A 19,703-nucleotide genomic window follows, 5' to 3' on the forward strand; every position below is an offset into this window, starting at 1 on the left:
AACTTGTTTCAGAATCTTTATGAAGAGATCTTGAATCAAGTTCAGTCTGACGGTAACGAAAAGAAGGAATAAAGGTGCTGCAACAATTCATTCGAAATATTGAGGAGAAGCAACTGATCAAAACTGGTCAGAAGGTGCTGCTGGCCGTTAGCGGTGGTATCGACAGCATGGTATTGTTACATCTTTTCGAACAATCCGGATTTGAATACGGTGTGGTACACTGCAATTTTCATTTGCGTGACGAGGAGTCCGATGGCGATGAACAGTTTGTTCGCTTGCAGGTTGAAGAGCACGGCACACCGGCCTGGTTTAAGGATTTCGATACTAAAGAATATGCACGTTTAAGTGGTATCTCCATTGAAATGGCAGCCCGCGAATTGCGCTACAACTATTTCGAACAACTTCGCGCGGAACACGGTTTCGAGCTGATTGCGACTGCCCACCATCAGGATGACCTGATAGAAACTTTTTTCCTTAACCTGTCGCGGAAAACGGGAATCAAAGGACTGACCGGTATCAAAGAGAAGGCAGGGAATATAATCCGTCCCTTGTTGTTTGCAGGCAGAGCAGACATTGAAAAATACGCTGCTAAACATTACATCGAATTTCGTGAAGATTCGAGTAATAATGAATTGGTATTTCAGCGCAATTTTTTACGGCACAAAATTCTGCCGCTGTTACAGGAGTGGAATCCGGCATTTCAAAAGAACCTGTTGGCAAGTATCGAAAACCTCCGCGATGCTGAACAGGTTTACAGGTTTACGCTGGATAAGGATAAAGAGTTGTTAGTTGAAGATGCAAAGGATGAAATAGGGATTGATATCCGGAAACTCCGCAACACACCATTTCCGAAGTTGCTCTTGTTGGAGGTGCTTTCTCCCCTGAATTTTAATCCTGCTGTTATTGAGGAGGTATTTCAAAGTTTGGATGCCGAATCCGGGAAAAAATTCTTTTCGTCGTCGCATCGCCTGGTGAAAGACCGCGATTTCCTCTTTGTCGACCGTTTGAAAGAACAAAAAGAACACATCTATTACATTGAAGAAAACGATATGGAATTGTTCGAGCCTTTTGATATCAGCATCGAAATGCCTGATGCCGAAGAATTTCAGCTCATTCGCGATGCCAAAGTGGCCTGTATCGATCGCGATACCATTCAATTCCCGTTGCTGATCCGAAAATGGCAACAGGGCGATTATTTCCAGCCACTGGGCATGAGCGGAATGAAAAAAGTAAGCGACTTTTTTATCGATCAGAAACTACCGCTACACGAAAAGGAAAACACATGGTTGTTGTGCAGCGGCAAGAAAATCGTCTGGATCATGGGCCATCGCCTCGATGATCGTTTTAAGGTGACTTCAGAAAGCAGGAATATCCTAATTCTTAAAATCGGGTAAACTCGTGTATTTTATTCAGCCTTAAATTCAAGGTAATTATCAAAAAACGGCAGCACCTGGTTTGGTATGCGGCCATCTTCGGTGTAAATATCACTTACGTGGGTGCCGATGTATTCTTCCGCAAAATGTTTAATGCCAACATTCTCGAGTCGCTGGCTGAACATGCTGCACATAATGGTGAAGCGATCGCCGGCATTTCGGCCCCAGTCCAGTTTTATTGCCTTTAATTTTTTCAGGTTATCCAGGTTGTCGTCGATCATGTGCATCGGCATATTCGCATACCATTTTTCGAGAACATCCTCATGAACGATTAATTCATCGCCGTCGTAGGTAAAAGGAAAGTCGCAGTAAAAAGGAGGATTATCGGGATTGGGTGACCACGATTTGCCGAAGGCAACCATTACCTTCCCGAAATAAGTTTTGTTCAGCTCTTCCTGAGTCTTTACTGTCGATAATTCCTTAAAAGTGCCGGTGTTAGGACCATACTCACGCACGATGGTCAATGCTCCCGGACTGATCGCATAAACACTGCTGAAAATATCGGGATAATGCATGGCAATTTTCAGAGCACCGTAACCGCCCATGCTGTGCCCTGTAATTCCGCGACTGGCTGCGTTGGCAATCGTTCGGAAATTTTCGTCCATGTAATTTACCAGGTCGAAAGCAGTAAAGTCTTCCCAGTTGCCAAAAATTCCGGAGTTGCTGTAAAAGCTGCCGTCGTAAGTCGTTTTCTCATCGGGGATAACGAGGATAAACGGCCTGATCTTATGTTTTGCGATCGCGTAATCCAACAGCCCGCTCATGTAATCCATCATTTTATTGTCGCCGGTAAAACCGTGCAGGAAATAAATGACCGGATACCGCTGGTCGCTGTTTTCATAACCCGGTGGCAGGTAAACAGAAACGGCGCGGTGCGGATTCTCACCAAAATTATTTTCCAGGTTTTTCGAATAGAGGGTATCGGTTACCACCATACCGGTAGCTTCTTGCGGGTATGCTGAAAAGGAAGCCACAAAGCAGAAAAGTAGCAGTAAAAAGTATTTCGTCATGGTTTGATGTTTTATTCCGGCGAAAAAAACAAGAGGTACATTTTTTTCCCCATTGGTGATTCGCCTGTTTTCGTGATTTTTACCCGGGTTGACCGTAACGTCAATTGCCGCATATACAAAATCAGTGATTCGTAATCGATCAACATCCGGTCGGTTCCCTGTTGAATACTAAAATGAGTCAATGGTGTTTGTACGTTGTCCTGAACTTCCCGTGCAGCCAGGTTCTGAATTCCAGCTAAAATGACAAAAAGAAAGGGAACCAGATAATATTTATACATACCGTAGTATTGTGATGTTACAAACGAAAGTTTGCTGCTAAATATAACTAAACTTATGCGCTTAGGTAAAAAATTCGTTTTCATTTTGAAAAACCGACAATGGGACATAACTGCCGCTGGAGGTTTTTATGGGCTGGTACGATTACGCCATTTGGCAGTTTGCGGACAGAGTTAGGTGTCAGAAGTTAATAAAAGTGCGCCACAGCACAAGAACAACTCCCACAGCAAAGAGGATGGTAAAAATTAGTTTGTTGTGTTTGGCCAGCCAGTTGGGGAGAAATATGTCAAAATTGTCCCGGTCGGATTCGGAATACCTTCGGGCCAGAACGGTAAGCGGACAAAACGAACGGAAAGCAAGCAAAACAAGACCTTCTGCTACAACCAGACCAATGCCAACCCAGGTGTAAGTGTTAACTGCGTCGATTATGCCGGTGTAAAGTATATAAACAATTACACTCACAAAGAACACCCAGATGATGGTGTGTGCAATTTTTATGGTCAGCAATTTATTTGTCGCGGTCATCATCGTAAAAATAATGCATTATGTTTTGATTGGTGCTTCGGACAATTGGTTTACAATTTGAAAGACAAACAATAGTTCTGCCCCCACCTTAGAATGTTATTGTACGTTTGCCAGTGACAGGTAAGGTCCGGCCGGCCGGATAATTATTGATTTTACTACAATCCATATTATTCTCATCCCAGTTTTAAAATTCGAAAAGCGCCTCTTACTACAATCAAAAATACGATTGACCCAATAATTAAATCGGGATATTTCGATTGGGTAAGCAAAACCAGGATACCGGCCAAAATTACGCCTGCATTAATGATCACATCGTTTGAGGTAAAGATCATACTGGCTTTCATGTGTGCTTCTTTGCTTTTTGATTTTTGCAGTAAGAACAGACAAATAGCATTGGCAATCAGTGCAAGAATTGATATACCGATCATCATTCTAAAATCGGGCATTTCTTCAAAACCGATAAACCTTCGGATAACTTCAGCTATACCCAAAGCAGCCAGCGTCAGCTGAAAGTAACCACTTAAACGTGCCACTTTCTTTTTCCGGATGAGTGTTGAGCCAACTGCCCAAAGGCTTAAACCATACACAAAAGAATCGGCCAGCATGTCCAGCGAATCGGCTACAAGCCCCATCGATTTCGAAATAAGCCCCGTTGTCATCTCCAGTACGAAGAACCCGAAATTAATGATCAGCACCGTCCACAGTAGCTTCGATTGTGCTTCGGAGGATTCAGCTACTACTTCTGAATCATCAACATTTTTGATGTTTACCAATTTTGCCCCAAAGTTTAAGGCTTCCAAACGCGCTGTTATTTCCCGGTCTTCATCGGTGTGAAAAATGGTCAGACTCCGCTTTTCAATATCAAACTCCAGCTTCCTGATCACGTTTAAGCCATCAAGTTTCATCCTGATCATGTTTTCCTCCGAGGGGCAATCCATCTTTGGGATGTTGTAAGCTGATTTTAACATAGCTCAATCTTTTTTACAATATACTAATCTTCACACCTCCGTTAAACACAAAACCATCGGTTGGCGCCCAAATATCAGTAAATGTAGGACTATTGTATGGAGGCAATACCAGAGGTTCAAATTTCGACTGATTGGTATTCGTGAAGTTTTCGAAATTGATAAATACCGAAAAGTTTTCGAACATGCGCATCAACATGGCACCCATTATCCAGTAATCGGTTTTCGTGTGATACACATTGTCGTATTGCTTGCCAGTGTAATACAGCTCGTAACCCGCCGACCATTTTTCCTCAATTTCGTACATCAATACAAAACCTGCATTGTGTTTTGGTGTCAAAGGTTGCTGACGGTTGATGTTGTCGTATTTCAGTTTTGTATTTATGAATGCATAGTTGATATAAAGCTTAAAGTCGTTGTAACTTAGTTTTGCATTGGTCTCAAAACCCGAACTAAGAATATTACCATCGGCACTTTCAAAATAAGCCAGGTCGGAAGCGTTGTCTTCCCTGAGAACCAGGGCATTTTTAAGATGTGTGACGTAGAACAGCTGGTTGATCGAGAAGGTCATTTTTTCGCCTAAAACGGTTTTGTAATTCACATCAAAATTCGCACCTAACGAGGTTTCGGCATCCACCTGATCCGACAAAGCTTGAATGCCTCTGAAGTAAAGTATTTCGGCATCTTCGGTAAATATGGTGGGTAATTTATAACCCATCGCGCCGCCAAGGCGTGTACTCAGCTTTGGATTGGCTTTGTAAAGCAGCGTAAAACGCGGCAGCACAAAAGTACCGTAATCAGCATTGTAATCTGTTCTCAAACCAGCTTCCAATACCAGTTTTTCGCTAAAATCAGTTGTGTTTTGAATAAAGCCCCCAAAGGTGTTATGCGTGTAATCTCTTGCAGTCGTTGTGTCGGTATGCTCTTCTGTAAACTGTTCGAGGTAATGGTTGAGACCGAATTGCCATTCCGATTTTTTATTCTTGTGCAGATTGTACATGGCTTCGGTAAAGCCGGAAACCTGATGCCCATTGAAACGGTAGTCGGGGATGGTAAGTTTCCGATCAAACCACGAAATGCTGTTTTTGAATGAAATGGTTCTGTTATCGGTTGAGTTCAGGAAGTTGAGCTGGGTAGAATAGCGTTCCGATTTATTTTCTTCGAAAAAGACATGTTCGGCGTCCGCATTCCCTTTTATCACTTCCATGTCGCCGCCGGTTCGTTTGTCGATGGTAGAGTTAAAACCAAAACTGAGCTCGGTGTTTGGGTTGAAATAGAAATACAACTTTGGATTGAATCCAAAAGTTTGTGCTTCGGGCATGTTTGAAAAACCATCATTGTCGGGATCGTATGGAACCTGGAAACTTCCTGAACCATAAACCGATAGGCCGACCTTGCCATATTTTTGGGCATAAAATAAATTGCCCGTTGAACCCAATGCGCTGGTTTGATTGACCATGACGTCCAATACGGGCTCGTCTTCAGGCTGAATGCTTACAAGGTTTACCAAACCCGCAATGGCCCCGCCCCCGTAAAGCGTAGAGTTGCTCCCTTTGATCAGTTCCACCTGTCTTAAGTCCAGCGGCGGGATCTGCATAATCGACAGACCGCCGGCAAAACCACCGTATAGCGGCATTCCGTCTTTTAATATTTGTGTGTACCTGCCGTCAAGTCCCTGAATCCGGATGTTCATATTTCCGGAACTAAGCGAGGTTTGTTGCATCTGCACCCCTGTAGTTTCTCTCAGCAGCATTCCTATATTCGAGGAGTTCATGGCCGCTTTTTCACCCAACTCTTCACCTGTAATTGCTTCAATGCGGGTTGGAATATCCTGGATGCTGCGCGATGAACGGGTTGTAGTAATGATAACTTCCTCCAGTTCTTCGCCGGCTTCCAGTTCAACTTCAATTACTTTGTTGTTGTCAGCCGGGAAGGACAGGTCAATTTCTATCTCTTCGTAACCGACAAAGGAAATCACAAAGTTCATTTTTCCATCCGGCAGGTTGCTGAACATAGCCAGGCCTTCAGTATCGGTCACGGTTCCGGTGCTGGTCCCTTCAATGATTACACTTGCCCCGATCAGGGATTCTCCTGATTCTCCGTTGACCTGAAAACTTACTTTATTTTGTGCCGTTATCATTCCTGAAAAGAACAGGAAAAGTATGCCGCTTAGAAATATCTTCATTTTAAATGTGTTTCGCCTTTCAAAAGTGTAAATGTACAATGATTCTGCGAAGCTGGCACTGTTGGCTGCGTTACCAGGTCTTTTCGAAATATTCCTTATTAATTGTTTTGTCGTGTGTTTTCCACAGGCTATTGTTTCGATTGTTAAGATTCAAACCATCTTTATTCCCAAAAACTTTCGATAAAACGGACAATGGGAAAAGAAATAAATAAAATATGAGGCTAAGCAGGATATTCGGGATGATATAACTTAATATTTTGGCCAACTTCATCCAAAGAAAATGAATCAGCCCGCTGATTTTATCCGAGATTGCTCCCAGCAGACCTACAGTAACGGACACTATTAACAGCCATTTCGAATTGGTTACCAGGAAAATGATGGCAAATCCAATGGATATGATTAAAACTGTTTTTGTAGCGTTATTCTTTTTTGTTTTCATACACAGGTTTTAGAAAAGTGTATAAATGAAGGGAGCAATAGCGCTGCCCCCGGCAAAGACAATTACAATACCAAGTAACAACAGAACAATAATAAGTGGCAGCAACCAAAATTTTTTTCGCTCCTTCATAAAGAGCCATAAGTCTTTCAGAAAGTCCATATTATTTGTTTTTAGTTCATAATAGCTGCTGATTCAGCTAGTCCATTTTAAATTTGACCATCCATTTCTCTTTATTTTGCCAATCAGGCTGATCTGTTTTGCAATACACAAAATCGTTCATAACCAGGTAATCCATCTCTGTACTCATAAAACAGCGATAGGCATCGTAAGGGGTGCAAACTATCGGCTCTCCCCGGACATTGAAACTTGTATTAACAACAATACCATAGCCGGTTTGATTTTTAAATTCGTTTATCAGTTCCCAGTACCGGGGATTTGTCTCCTTATGTACCGTTTGAATTCTTGCAGAAAAGTCGAGGTGTGTTACGGACTGTACATCGCTCCGTTTGTGGTATAATTTTTCCCACAGAGGCAGATTGTGATAATTACCGGGTAGCTTTTCTCTTCTTTCCTTCTTTACCGGAGCAGTAAACAGCATATAGGGAGAAGCCACATCCAGGTCGAAAAAATCCTTACTGTTTTCTATTAAAACCGACGGAGCGAATGGCCTGAATCCTTCCCTGTATTTGATTTTCAGATTTAATCTTTTCTGCATATCGGCGTTACGTGCGTCTCCAAGAATGCTCCTGTTTCCCAATGCGCGGGGTCCGAATTCCATTCTTCCCTGGAACCAACCTACAATTTTACTGTCTGCTATCTGAGCTGCAACAGCGGCACATAATTCATTAAAATCCGCATATTTTTTGAATACCGCTTTGTATTTTCTGTTCATTAACCCTATTTCTTTCTCAGAATAATCAGGCCCCAAATAAGCGCCGGTCATTTTATCCGCTCTGTTCTCCAATTTTCTTTCTTCCGAGAAATACAAATAATGAGCAGCCATAGCAGCACCGAGTGACCCGCCTGCATCGCCTGCCGCCGGCTGTATGTAAATGTTTTTGAAGACTTTTTCCTGCAGCAATTTTCCGTTGGCGACACAGTTAAGCGCAACTCCGCCGGCCAGACACAGATTTTCGGAATTGGTAACTCTTTTGGCTTCAAGAGCCATCTTCATCACAATTTCTTCTGTAACTTTTTGTATGGCCATGGCTAAATTACAATGGCGCTGTTCAATTTCGGCTTCAGGTTTTCGGCGTGGAAATGAAAAAAGAGCAGCCCACTTTTTCTCTTTAATCATTTTTAATCCTGTGCTGTAGTTGAAATACTTTTGATTCAGCCAAACAGAACCATCTTCTTTTACGTCTGCCAATTCACTTTTTATAATGCTCGTGTATTTTTTTACCTCTTCTGAATCGGGATCTCCATAAGGAGCCAGTCCCATCAATTTGTACTCGCCTGAATTTACCGTAAAACCAAGAAAATAGGTAAAGGCGCTGTAAAGCAATCCTAGCGAATGCGGAAAATGCAGTTCCTTAATCATGGAAATAGCATTTCCTTTACCCATAGCTATGGAAGCAGTACTCCATTCGCCAACACCGTCGATGGTAAGAATTGCGGATTCTTCGTAAGGCGACACAAAAAATGCACTCGAGGCATGTGACAGATGGTGCTCAAGGAAGAGCAAGGTCAGCTCTTTTTTGTCAAAGTGCTGAATCTCTTTCAAGCCATCATATATCAATTTCTTCAAAAACATTTTTTCATTCAACCAAACGGGAATAGCTTTCAGAAACGACAGCAATCCTTTGGGAGCAAATGCATAATACGTTTCCAGCAAGCGTTCGAACTTCAACAAAGGCTTGTCATAAAACACAACTGCATCCAATTCATCCAGGTTTAGACCGGTTTCTTCCAGGCAGTACTTTATTGCATTTACCGGAAAATCGGAAGTGTGTTTAATTCGAGTGAATCGTTCTTCCTGGGCAGCTGCTGCCACTTCTCCGCCGATGGTGAGTGCGGCAGCTGAATCGTGATAAAATGCAGAAATACCTAAGATTTTTTTCATTGTTCTTTTTGCTCTTTCTCAACCTGTAACAAAGCCTGGGCTATTTGAATGGTTTCATTATTCCTGGAATCAAGGCTTAGCGATCTCAGTAAATATTTTCGCGCCGGTTCTGTATTTCGTAATTGAACATAGTTGAATGCCAGTTTATTCAATACCTGAATATTGGCATCATTTTCAATCAAAGCCTCCTTTTCACGTTGTATATCTTCAAGGATGGTTATAATAACACCATAAAATGTATTCCTGGTATCGTTGGATTGTAAGTACCGGTAATACAGCAAGGCATGTTCCGGATCATCAGTACGGGTATAAATTTTTCCCAATTGCTGCGCAACAGGTATGGTTGGATTTAGCTTAAAAGCTTTTGAGAAGTAGAATGCTGCTTTGGGAAAATCGTCGGCGGATACACTTAAGGCCGCTACATCTTTTAATAATTTCTCTTCTAAAGGATCAATTAGCGCAAAGGCCTCACTTAGTTTGAGTGCACTTTTTACATCGCCTTTATTCCGGTAGGCAACATAGAGCCCGGCCTGAACCTTATTCCAGGAAGTTTCACCATGTGTATAGTTTAAAATGCTTTTTTCAAATTCAGTGGTAGCTTTAACGACTTGCTGTTTCGGTACCGGATTATTCGTAAACGGCCATTCGTTTAACATGAAGCGAATTTGATAGGCGCCTTTCAACGAATCGACCTCATTAACCGGCATTTCCTTTAATAAGCGGTCAAAGCTCATTGCTCTGCTCCAATCCGATGCCGGCAGATTCAGCTCCTTCATTTTTGTAAAAAAAGCATCGGACAGTAGGGCATACCCAAATAAATTTGGATGTACATGTTCCAGTAAGGTCTCATTTCCTATGATCCCGTGCGGAGATTCCTGTTCGAAGCGTGACCTGGAATCGACAAGTTGAACCAGAGCGTATGAGCGGGCCAACGTTTCAATCTCGCTGTTAATAGCCTCAGGTGCCCTGAACCTGAGCAGATCATATTCTTTTGCTTTTACAAAAAGCTTTTTGGCTTCGTCAAAATTTCCATTTTCATACTGTTGCCGGGCTTTTTCATAAAAGTTTATTGCTGAATTTTCAGGTACGCTGTCGCTGATAAATGGTTTTAAATCCTTTTCATTACTCACCAGGTTGCTGATCAGCACAGGAATATTCTCACGGTCCAGAATCTCGCAGGTGCGATTCATGTTGTACCTGAACTGTTCAATTGCCTGCTGGTATTTCTCCGATCCGAAGGCGATCTGTTTATCGCCGGGCATGTGTTGCATTAAGCTTTCTTCGGTGAGCTTCTCAGTCTGTGTTGCCTTGCTAATGCCTTCAATAATGTTGTACATTAACTGGTACAGTTTTAATTGCCGCAGCTTGATGATGCTTCTTACTATTTTAGGATTGTTCCCCGTTTTTAGTACAGATCCCACACCAAGTGCACCATAGTATTCGTTGTGCCCAACATAAATTAACACCGCATCCGGTTCGTAATCCACAATTTTCTCCGCAAAATCGGCAACGGTATACGAATTCACCGCCGTCAGCGAAAGGTTGATGATCTCGAAGTTAACATCGGGAAAAGCAAACATTAAACGGTATTTGAGCCAACGGTGAAACGATCCGTTGTAGCCGTAGGGGAACCCAACCGTGGTTGATTCTCCGAGTACAAAGATTCGGTAGGTATCATCCGCTTTGTGCATCGAAAAAGGCTCGTAATATCCAACTGTGGCTTTATCGGCATCCGGAAAGAATTTTTCCGATGCAAATTCATTCATCACGTAATAACCTGGGTAGGATTCACTTTCCACAAACAGATCGTAGCTGTGTCCGTAGCCGGCCAGTCTTAATATCAATTCGATAAATACGATTAAAAACAAGGAAAGTGAAACCAGTATTATTCTGAATAACCAGATTCTGCTGCTTTTCGATTTGTTTTCCATGTTCAAAAGTTTTAAGCCGGCCATGGAATGCCGGAAACAATGCAGGACAATTCAAAGCTCCTGCCTGTCAGGTCACTATGCCGCTTATTCATTTAGTTTTATTCAAGTTTAGTCTGTTGCTGCCCTGTGTTCTTTCCTGCATGCGGTGTCCGGCACAAGCAGGAGCACACTAAACCGGCAGCTCCGAAAAACGCATTAAGCTACAAATTTTTGATATTAAATGGTAAGGTGAAGCCTGAAATATTTAAGGGGGTGTTTTTGCTGAATATATCGGATAAGCGGTTGACTTTCTGTCGTGACGGATGAATAAGGTAATTTGGTATATGGTTTGAAAAAATCTGACAATCTCCGGGTTCCTTTGGAAAGTTGCCCCTTCCGCGGCACTGGGAGGCTCAAATGTTTAACAGGGACACAAAAAGACTTACTGGGAGGCCCAAAAGTTGTACATGTTTCAAAATACACCAAGAAGGCAAGAATTGCATTGACTGCGATCGACATATGAGTGGATGGAAGATGCTACTCTTATGGTTATTTGGGTAAATTTGAATTTTTCCAGTTCATTTTTTCGAGTCGCTAATTCATCTTAAATTCATAATTGAATCTCTATGCATACTCTTCCATTTATTATTAATGGAATCGTATACTGCTGTTTTTAGAATGCTTTTCGAATTAATACCTCGAGCATCAAATCTGATTTCGTTAGAGATACCATTAAATGTATTCTGTTTAAGAATTTTGTTCAAATAATTTAAAGTTTCTTCATTGAACTTTATATTTTTCGAAGGTGAAGCATTTAAGCTATCTCTCAAAATAGCAAGTGCTTGTATCATACATAGTCCAATGTCATAATAAGAAGCCTCATCTCTCAATCCTGGATGAAAACCACCAAATTCAGATCTGAATTTGTTTACCTGCATGGGGGCGTCAATACCTTCCGATCGTCCAAGATTCAAATCTGTGATCTCAAAAATCCTTTCATTTATTATATCTGATTTTGATTTATTTAACTCATCATTTAAGGCATAACCGAACATATATCCACCAAACATAGCCAGACTGTCTTCGCTAAATGAACCTTTGTAATACTTATCAATAGTGTGACTATATGGCTCACCTACACCAAATAGAAATATAGAGTTATAATCATATTTGATAGAATTAAACAGCGAATCATACTCATCAATATTTGATCGGTCAAAATAGAATACCTTTATTAAGCCTGATTCTGTGAATGATACTAACTCGGGAGATGCCTTGATCATTTCATCGAGAAAGATCTCTCCGTAGGTTTTTAATCTGCTATGATTCGTTTCAACTAATAAGGCAGTTTTCTTAATATCATTAGTATGCCTTTTGAGAAACTCCGCCATTGACCTAGCTCGATCATCTGTTCCCGTTCCAATTCTGTAAAGGTTGATTTTCTTATTGTATTCATTCCATTTCAAAAAACTTTGGGGTGCCGCACTAGTGTTGAAAACGGGTACTTTAGATTTGGTTTCTTCAATGACTTTAAGTGCATCGTCGGCACATTCAGTAATAGGTGGACCCGCAATTGCTATGATGTTTTCATTAAGGAGAAGTGTTTTCAAAGAGTCCAGCAAGCCGTTAAACTTTTCTGATTTCATCTCATTATATGACAGAAAATCCATATGAATCAGATCAATGCCAATTTTATTATTATCTAGCGATTTAACCAATCCTTCTTTTTGATTTAGGCCAAAAATATCTTTGGGATAGATACCAATAATTTTTGGGGACTCGTCACTGTAAATAACAGTTGGTTTTTGTATATCAACATTATTATCCATTTGTTTGTAAAAATTTAGGAATGCATAAATCATATATCCTAAGCCAAGCGTAATTGCAATGAAGACTGAGATCTTAACTTTTATATTTTCATTATTAAAAAAGGTGTAAGCCAATAATGAAATAACAACAATAAAGAATGCTATCATCGACAATGGGTCGGAGGAAGCTGCTTTTATTATCTCCGGTAAATGCTCAAGGATATCTTTCATTTCTTGTTAAAATGTTTGTATGCGTGTATGATAATTTATAGAATACACCTAAAGGTTCATTAGTAAATAAGCAAATAATCCAGTCTTTATGTAAATGAGATCATCAGTTGTAATTTTAATATTTACAAGAGAGTTTTGACATACATTATTATAGATACTTTATATTTAATAATAAGAAAATGAGACAAAAAGGTACGAAATAGCATAGACATAAGCAAGCCCTGTATTTTAGTAATTCGCCTCTTTGGTCTCATTTTATGTACATGTTTATAAATCAAGCAAATCAATCGGGCAAGCACGGGCCTTTTTATTTTACCGGCACAGCTTCAATGTGGTAGCCCAGTTTTTTTATCTGATTGAGCAAGCCACATTCAAACATCAGGTGACTCAAACCAACAACAATAAAGCAGTTATTGGTTTTTAAGCGTTCCTCTATTTGTTCCATCCACTTGTCGTTTCGGTCGCTTAATACGAGCTGATTTGCGCATGGCTGATCCAGTTTAAAGTCGAACTGCATACTTCGGTACCAGTCAATTTCAGCACAAAGATCCTTTGAGCCGGATTCCAAACGGGCGATCATTGCCGAAAGCCTTCGTTCATGAACTTTCCGTGGCATTCCCTTAACATCCTCATTAATCAGGTAAATTTGTTCCTCACTGGTTTCAAGACCGAAAAGCTCTAAATGATTTTTCTCTGCAACAGCTCCAATGTAGTCATCCAATGAAAAGTAGGTGGCTTCAGGATCCTTTTCCACACAAACCTCTTCTTTGTAATGCCTGCTCAAAAAAGCATACAATTCGGCCGGAGTCATTTTGTCAAACTCAAGGCTGCCCGACGCAAAAAGATTCAGTACAAACTGTTGTTCCTCTTTATCGAGGTACTTTTCCCATTTTGTAGTTGTGGTTCTTTGGTTGATGATGTCTTTTGCCAGATGTCCGGGAATATTCAGATTTTCTTTTATCAGCAGGTCACACGATAACAGTGCTTCATTTGCAGGCTTCAGCGCATCGAAAAATGGCTTCCCCAAGGCATGGTGGGTGCCAAAAAGATAAGAGACATGTTTGCTGTCGGAATGCGTTACCTTAAACAATACCGTATTGGTATTTAATGAATCGCGGGTAACGCTCTTATTGGCAAATAGCGAAATACAAAAAAGCGGGATAAGCAGTACTGTGAATATGGTTTTAACCATTGCGTATTATTTACGGTCAAAATACGGGTATTCCCTTTATTTTGCAATTTTTGGAGTTATACATGGTCACTGCTATCCCTTGTTTTAAATGGCAGAAACATATGTTTTTAACAATTACCTACCGCTGCCCTGGCGTTCGATCATCCAACCCGGATATTCAGGAGCCAATTTACTTACCACATCCAGTTCCTTAAGTTCGGCGGCATCGAGTTTAACATTTACCGAATCCAGGTTGTCGGCTAGCTGTTCGGGTTTGTTGGCGCCAATAATAACCGATGAAACCGCGGGCTGATGCAAGAGCCACGCCAACGCGATTTGAGCCACGGTAACGCCTTTGCCATCGGCAATTTTTCGCATCACATCGATAATGTCAAAGGCTTTTTCCTTGTTCACAGGCGGGAAGTCAAAATTCACCCTGCGGCCTTCCTTTGTTTCCGCATCGCGGCTATACTTGCCACTTAACAGACCTCCGGCTAGCGGACTCCATACCATCAATCCCACTTTCTGATCGAGCAGCAGGGGAATCAGTTCGCGTTCGAGATCGCGGCCTGCGATGGTGTAATAGGCTTGCAGCGAAACAAATTTGCTCAGGTGCTGCTGTGCCGAAATGCCCAGCGCTTTCATCAGTTGCCAGGCAGCCAGGTTGCTGCACCCGATGTACCTTACTTTGCCACTTTTTACCAGCATGTCGAGCGCTTCAAGCGTTTCTTCAAGTGGAGTAAGTTTATCGAAACCATGAATCTGATACAAATCAATGTAATCCATGTTCAGGCGTGCGAGACTTTCGTCGGCTTGCTGTAGAATGTGCTTTTTGCTCAGCCCCACCTCGTTGGGGCCTTTTCCCATTTGTCCGCGTACTTTAGTGGCAATCACCAGGTCGTCGCGTTTCAGTCCCAGATCGCGGATGGCCTGCCCCGTCATTTGCTCACTCAATCCTTCACTGTAAATGTTCGCGGTGTCGATAAAGTTTATTCCGCCTTCGATCGATTGTTTTACCAGGCTGTTCACCTGGTCCTGGGGCAGTGTGCCTATGGCTGTCCACATCCCGCGGCCACCAAAAGTCATCGTACCCAAACAAAGTTCCGATACGTATAATCCTGTGTTTCCCAATAAATTGTATTTCATAATGTATGTTTTGGTTGTGAAAATCTGTTATGGTCGTAATGTTGTTATGTTTTATCGAAATTAACAAAACGAGCTACAAATGGTTCCGGTAATTTGGGTGTTATTCAAAAGAGTTTTGAAATACAAACTTTTCTGTTATCTCTCTTTTGCAAAAGCCTGTCCCGATTATTTCGCGAAGGGGTAAGGATTCGTCGGTTGCATCGGCAATAAAGCCATTACATTGAAGAATTCTGTTTTGAAGATTGATGCTTTGCTTGTTGCAAAGGTACAAGCGAAAAAGGTTTATGCGGACTAAAGTCCAATGTCACGGTGCTGTAGCGAAGCCCGGCGTGAATGCGTGGTAATTAAACGATTGTTTTAATAAAGCTATAGCCATTCATTCCTCCGGGCCGCCAGATTCTTCCACCGGCAGATAAATCGTTATCACACGAGGGGTGTAAATAAGTTCGTGGTTGATCACATACGACAGGTCAAAATTATTGACATCGTAAGTCATTACCATTTCACACGATTTGGAATTGTAGTTTTGTGTACACTCCCTGGGCAGGTAGCAGAAGTTATTTTCGTGGTAATGCTCGTTACCCGGTGTTGTTTCAGGAATGGTGTACACTACGCGCTCTTCCGACCACGGACCGGTGAGTTCAGGGGAACAGCGCATTTTAATTTCGTTTGTTTTGAATTGAATATCCTTGATCATTACCCACTTTTTTACGGCGCTGTGGTATTTTACCGTTGTACATCGGAAACCCGTAAAAAGTGTATCCATATCCGCGGTTTCAATTCCGGACTGCCAGCTGCGGTCGCGGGCAAAGTATTCAAATCCGTGGTCCATGTCCTCAAAATCAGTCACTGCTTTGCGCACCAGCTGCTGTACCCGGTCGTTATTGTTGATGAAAAAATAGACGTATTCTTTATGCCGTGTCAGGCAGCTAATCCCGGTTTGCGGGTGCTGAAAACCCGGTAGCGGAAGGTAATCGATGTTCCAGGTTAACGGTGTATCATAGGGATTATCGATTTTAGCCATTGTATAGCCCACCTGCGTGAAATTGAAAACATCGTCGGGTGCGGCATTTTCTTTTTCGCCGATCTCCTCGAGCAGTACATACAGCTTCCCCTCGAGTAAAAAGGCATCGTTCACCCAGAATTTGTTACCGTGCTTTTTCGGCTCGAATACAGGCCGTGGATTGGAGGTGTACATCCGGTTCCAGAAGTAGTTGATCTCCGATTCATCCTCCCATTTACAGGATTGGATGGCCACCGTATTGGCAATTATTTTTGTGCCCGGAACATTACGTTTGGTTTGATTTTGCTGACCTACATATGAGTCGCTAAACAGAAAGAGGGTAGTGGTGGCATCGAGCGGGACCGAAACATCGCCGTCGCCACCCAGCCAGCCGTCCTTTAACGGAAATTCGGGACAACAACGTTGCGCCAGACCGGCATTGGTTAGCGCCTTGTAATCGTCGATAATGGGATTGTGCTGGCTTAAATTCACATAGAGCGGTGGTGTGTGAACGCAGGAAGTAACGGCTAGAATCAAAAACAATAAAACGGAGCAACGCAGCATTCGCGGTATCATCATTTTGAGTTTTTATGTGGCTTACGATTGGAGTAAATATAATGTTTCCATAGCACTTCAACTACTCAACTACTCCTCGTTTGCAACGAGGGGTTACTGATTTGTCGATTGTATCGACACAGTGTCTTTAAAATCAATCATTTTTACGAACATTCATCCTGTTATTTGTCGTTAGAAACGACATGTTGCGTCCCACTCGTTGCAAACAAGAGGGAGGGGAGGATGTCACGGGCACGGATTACAAATCTGCGCCGGCGGGGGCAGGTAAGAATTAGATTGCTTCACCTTTCCCTCCGTCAGCTGACGGAAGGACACCGAAGCGATCTCCGCTCCAACGACAGACACCGTTGGTATGTTCCGGTAATTATCGTGACGCGCCTACGGGGGATCAAACAATGTTGTGTGCTGCTTTTCGAATACTTAGCAATCCGAACAGGCCTATACCAAAGCCGGCAACTACCAGCAGCCAGTAAGTTCCGTTAAACGCATTTTCCCGGTACCAGTTGCTGACCGGGCTGCCATAAAGCCCCATTAAAAAAACAAGCAGGTTACCCGACAGGTGCAGAAAAACCGGGTAAATCAAACGCTTGGTATAATGGTAGATATAACAGGCCACTATCCCAAAAATAAAGGTAGGCAGCAGGTTCGTCCATTTGGGAATATGAATAAGCATAAAGCACAGGCTCGAAACGAGAGTGGCTACGGCAAAAGAATGTTTTTCCAGTAATTTTTTAAACACATATTTCCGAAAAAATAATTCTTCCCCAAGGGGAGCAATTAAAACCGATGTAATAAACCCGTTGATGATCAGAAAATCATAGGTACTGCTTTCCAGTTTGGGGCCATGCTTCCCCGGTGTGTATTGTGGCAGAAAATCAAAGATAACCAGTATTTCGGATATGGGTTTTTGTACTAAGCGCAGCCCCAGCATAATCAGAAGCGTAAAAAACAGGATGCTCCCGTTTATCCGGCCCGGAATTTTGAACCTGCTTTTTAGATCAGGTTTCCATTTAAATACAAAATAGAACATCAAAACATACGACAATAAATAGCACAATGTTGTTATCCCGCCTTCATAAATCCGACTTAAGTCGGGATATGATTTCAATAATTTTCCCGGGAATGAAAAAAGCAGGATCAGGGCTGCGTTTATAAGCAGAAGCAGGAAGGTAAACAGAAAGGATTTGCCAATTCTCATGGTAAAATTAATTTTCAGTAGAGCGTGATGCGGCTGACGTTTTTATTGTATCGTTACAAAACTTTGACCTCAAATTATTCAACGTTTATTTTATCCGGATCGTCATTTTCAACCGGAACAACAACTTCTCCCTGAGAATTGATGAATCCATATTTATTATTCTTTTGAACCAAAGCCCATGCGATTCCATTAGCACCAAATTTTCCGATGCTGTCGTATTCAGGCTGCACAGTCATTTCTCCCTGCGAATTAATGAAGCCAAATTTTTTGTCTTTTTGAACCAGTGCCCAGGAAATCCCGTGGGTTCCGAATTTCCCGATGTTGTCGTATTCTACGGGAACGGTAACTTCTCCCTGGGAATTAATAAAACCGAATTTATCATTCTTTTGAACCAGTGCCCATGCGATTCCGTGGGTTCCAAATTTTCCGATGTTGTCGTATTCCGGCTGTACAGTCACTTCTCCCTGCGAATTAATGAAGCCAAATTTTTTGTCTTTTTGAACCAGTGCCCAGGAAATCCCGTGGGTTCCGAATTTCCCGATGTTGTCGTATTCAGGCTGCACAGTCACTTCTCCCTGGGAATTGATAAAACCGAATTTATCATTCTTTTGAACCAACGCCCAGGAGATCCCGTGCGTACCGAATTTCCCGATGTTGTCGTATTCCGCCGGAACGGTTGCTTCTCCCTGGGAATTGATAAAACCGAATTTATCATTCTTTTGAACCAACGCCCATGCGATTCCATGGGGGCCAAATTTCCCGATGTTGTCGTATTCAGGCTGCACAGTCACTTCTCCCTGCGAATTAATGAAGCCAAATTTTTTGTCTTTTTGAACCAGCGCCCATGCGATTCCATGGGTTCCGAATTTTCCAATGTTGTCGTACTCAACGGGAACGATAACTTCTCCCTGGGAATTAATAAAACCACATTTATTGTCCTTTTGCACCAACGCCCAAGCGATTCCATGGGTGCCAAATTTCCCGATGTTGTCGTACTCAACGGGAACGATAACTTCTCCCTGGGAATTAATGAACCCACATTTATTGTCCTTTTGCACCAACGCCCATGCGATTCCATGGGTGCCAAATTTCCCGATGTTGTCGTACTCAACCGGAACGATAACTTCTCCCTGGGAATTAATGAACCCACATTTATTGTCCTTTTGCACCAACGCCCAAGCGATTCCGTGGGTTCCAAATTTTCCGATGTTGTCGTATTCTACGGGAACGATAACTTCTCCCTGGGAGTTAATGAACCCGAATTTGTTGTCCTTTTGAACCAACGCCCATGAAATTCCATGCGTTCCGAATTTTCCAATGCTGTCGTATCCTGCTGTCTGAGAGTTGGAATAGTTGGTAATCAGAAGGATTATAAATGCGATTAAGAATAATTTTTTCATAGTCTGCGATCTTTATTTTAAGTCTGGTGGAAAATTGTAAGTTGCTTATGTAGTTGTTCGTCTGCAGGACGAGGACTGTTACGTGGGAATATTTTCATTAGTTGACATCAGATTGATAGATTACGCCGAAGATAATCAGAAAAGGATTGGAAGAGCTGTTTAACAGTACATTTTTTAGAAAAGCCGGACTTCATATTCACTTTCTGCACGACTTCCAATGCCCGTAAGTGCTTGTCCGCTACCCTTCGTTTGCAAACAGGAGTAGCTAAATATACTCACCACCCCCCGGCTAAAGCCGGACCCCTCCTCAATGAGGAGGGGAAATTTTCTTGCTACGGTTATATTCTTTAGTTCAAAAAAGTTTT

General features: G+C 42.1%; 16 protein-coding genes. 1 reads left to right on the forward strand and 15 read right to left on the reverse strand.

The window, feature by feature from the left end; all coding sequences use genetic code 11:
• The first annotated feature begins 74 nt into the window (after positions 1-74).
• Positions 75-1,394 (forward strand): tRNA lysidine(34) synthetase TilS, encoded by a 1,320-nt coding sequence (gene tilS, locus HFD85_RS15225; protein WP_167611706.1) that lies wholly within the window; start codon positions 75-77, stop codon positions 1,392-1,394.
• An 11-nt stretch (positions 1,395-1,405) separates the two neighbouring features.
• Here the strand turns inward: tilS and HFD85_RS15230 are convergent, their stop codons facing one another.
• From HFD85_RS15230 to HFD85_RS15295, 15 genes are all read right to left on the reverse strand, one after another.
• A complete protein-coding gene (locus HFD85_RS15230; RefSeq protein WP_167611709.1) occupies positions 1,406-2,443 on the reverse strand; it encodes an alpha/beta hydrolase in 1,038 nt (345 codons plus the stop codon).
• A gap of 11 nt (positions 2,444-2,454) precedes the next feature.
• Positions 2,455-2,721, reverse strand: a complete 267-nt coding sequence (locus HFD85_RS15235; protein ID WP_167611712.1) for a hypothetical protein — start codon at positions 2,719-2,721, stop codon at positions 2,455-2,457.
• Positions 2,722-2,899: 178 nt separating this feature from the next.
• Entirely contained in the window at positions 2,900-3,247 is a 348-nt protein-coding gene (locus HFD85_RS15240; protein WP_206081989.1) for a hypothetical protein, read from the reverse strand.
• A gap of 170 nt (positions 3,248-3,417) precedes the next feature.
• The gene (locus tag HFD85_RS15245) at positions 3,418-4,212 is read right to left on the reverse strand and encodes a cation efflux transmembrane domain-containing protein (protein WP_167611715.1); all 795 of its coding nucleotides are present in this window, start codon (positions 4,210-4,212) and stop codon (positions 3,418-3,420) included.
• A 13-nt stretch (positions 4,213-4,225) separates the two neighbouring features.
• Positions 4,226-6,394, reverse strand: coding sequence for a TonB-dependent receptor (locus HFD85_RS15250; RefSeq protein ID WP_206081990.1), 2,169 nt, complete (start codon positions 6,392-6,394; stop codon positions 4,226-4,228).
• A 70-nt stretch (positions 6,395-6,464) separates the two neighbouring features.
• Entirely contained in the window at positions 6,465-6,833 is a 369-nt protein-coding gene (locus HFD85_RS15255; RefSeq protein WP_167611717.1) for a hypothetical protein, read from the reverse strand.
• A 9-nt stretch (positions 6,834-6,842) separates the two neighbouring features.
• Positions 6,843-6,992 (reverse strand): DUF5989 family protein, encoded by a 150-nt coding sequence (locus HFD85_RS21930; RefSeq protein ID WP_167618534.1) that lies wholly within the window; start codon positions 6,990-6,992, stop codon positions 6,843-6,845.
• Positions 6,993-7,029: 37 nt separating this feature from the next.
• On the reverse strand, positions 7,030-8,895 hold the full coding sequence (locus tag HFD85_RS15260; protein WP_167611720.1) for a carbamoyltransferase family protein: 1,866 nt from the start codon (positions 8,893-8,895) through the stop codon (positions 7,030-7,032).
• Entirely contained in the window at positions 8,892-10,826 is a 1,935-nt protein-coding gene (locus HFD85_RS15265; RefSeq protein ID WP_167611722.1) for an SGNH/GDSL hydrolase family protein, read from the reverse strand. The genes HFD85_RS15260 and HFD85_RS15265 overlap by 4 nt, the downstream gene beginning before the upstream one ends.
• A 578-nt stretch (positions 10,827-11,404) precedes the next feature.
• Positions 11,405-12,844, reverse strand: coding sequence for a type 1 periplasmic-binding domain-containing protein (locus HFD85_RS15270; RefSeq protein WP_167611725.1), 1,440 nt, complete (start codon positions 12,842-12,844; stop codon positions 11,405-11,407).
• Positions 12,845-13,151: 307 nt separating this feature from the next.
• Positions 13,152-14,036 (reverse strand): TraB/GumN family protein, encoded by an 885-nt coding sequence (locus HFD85_RS15275; protein WP_167611727.1) that lies wholly within the window; start codon positions 14,034-14,036, stop codon positions 13,152-13,154.
• Positions 14,037-14,150: 114 nt separating this feature from the next.
• Positions 14,151-15,161, reverse strand: coding sequence for an aldo/keto reductase (locus HFD85_RS15280; RefSeq protein WP_167611730.1), 1,011 nt, complete (start codon positions 15,159-15,161; stop codon positions 14,151-14,153).
• A 376-nt stretch (positions 15,162-15,537) separates the two neighbouring features.
• Positions 15,538-16,743, reverse strand: a complete 1,206-nt coding sequence (locus HFD85_RS15285; protein ID WP_167611733.1) for a DUF4185 domain-containing protein — start codon at positions 16,741-16,743, stop codon at positions 15,538-15,540.
• Between the two features lie 385 nt (positions 16,744-17,128).
• Positions 17,129-17,938 (reverse strand): CPBP family intramembrane glutamic endopeptidase, encoded by an 810-nt coding sequence (locus tag HFD85_RS15290; protein ID WP_167611735.1) that lies wholly within the window; start codon positions 17,936-17,938, stop codon positions 17,129-17,131.
• Between the two features lie 74 nt (positions 17,939-18,012).
• Positions 18,013-19,338 carry a WG repeat-containing protein gene (locus tag HFD85_RS15295; protein WP_167611738.1) on the reverse strand — a complete coding sequence of 442 codons (1,326 nt, stop codon included), beginning with the start codon at positions 19,336-19,338 and terminating at the stop codon, positions 18,013-18,015.
• Positions 19,339-19,703 lie beyond the last annotated feature (365 nt).

The organism is Maribellus sediminis (genome assembly GCF_011799805.1).
GTDB classification, from domain to species: Bacteria; Bacteroidota; Bacteroidia; order Bacteroidales; family Prolixibacteraceae; genus Draconibacterium; species Draconibacterium sediminis_A.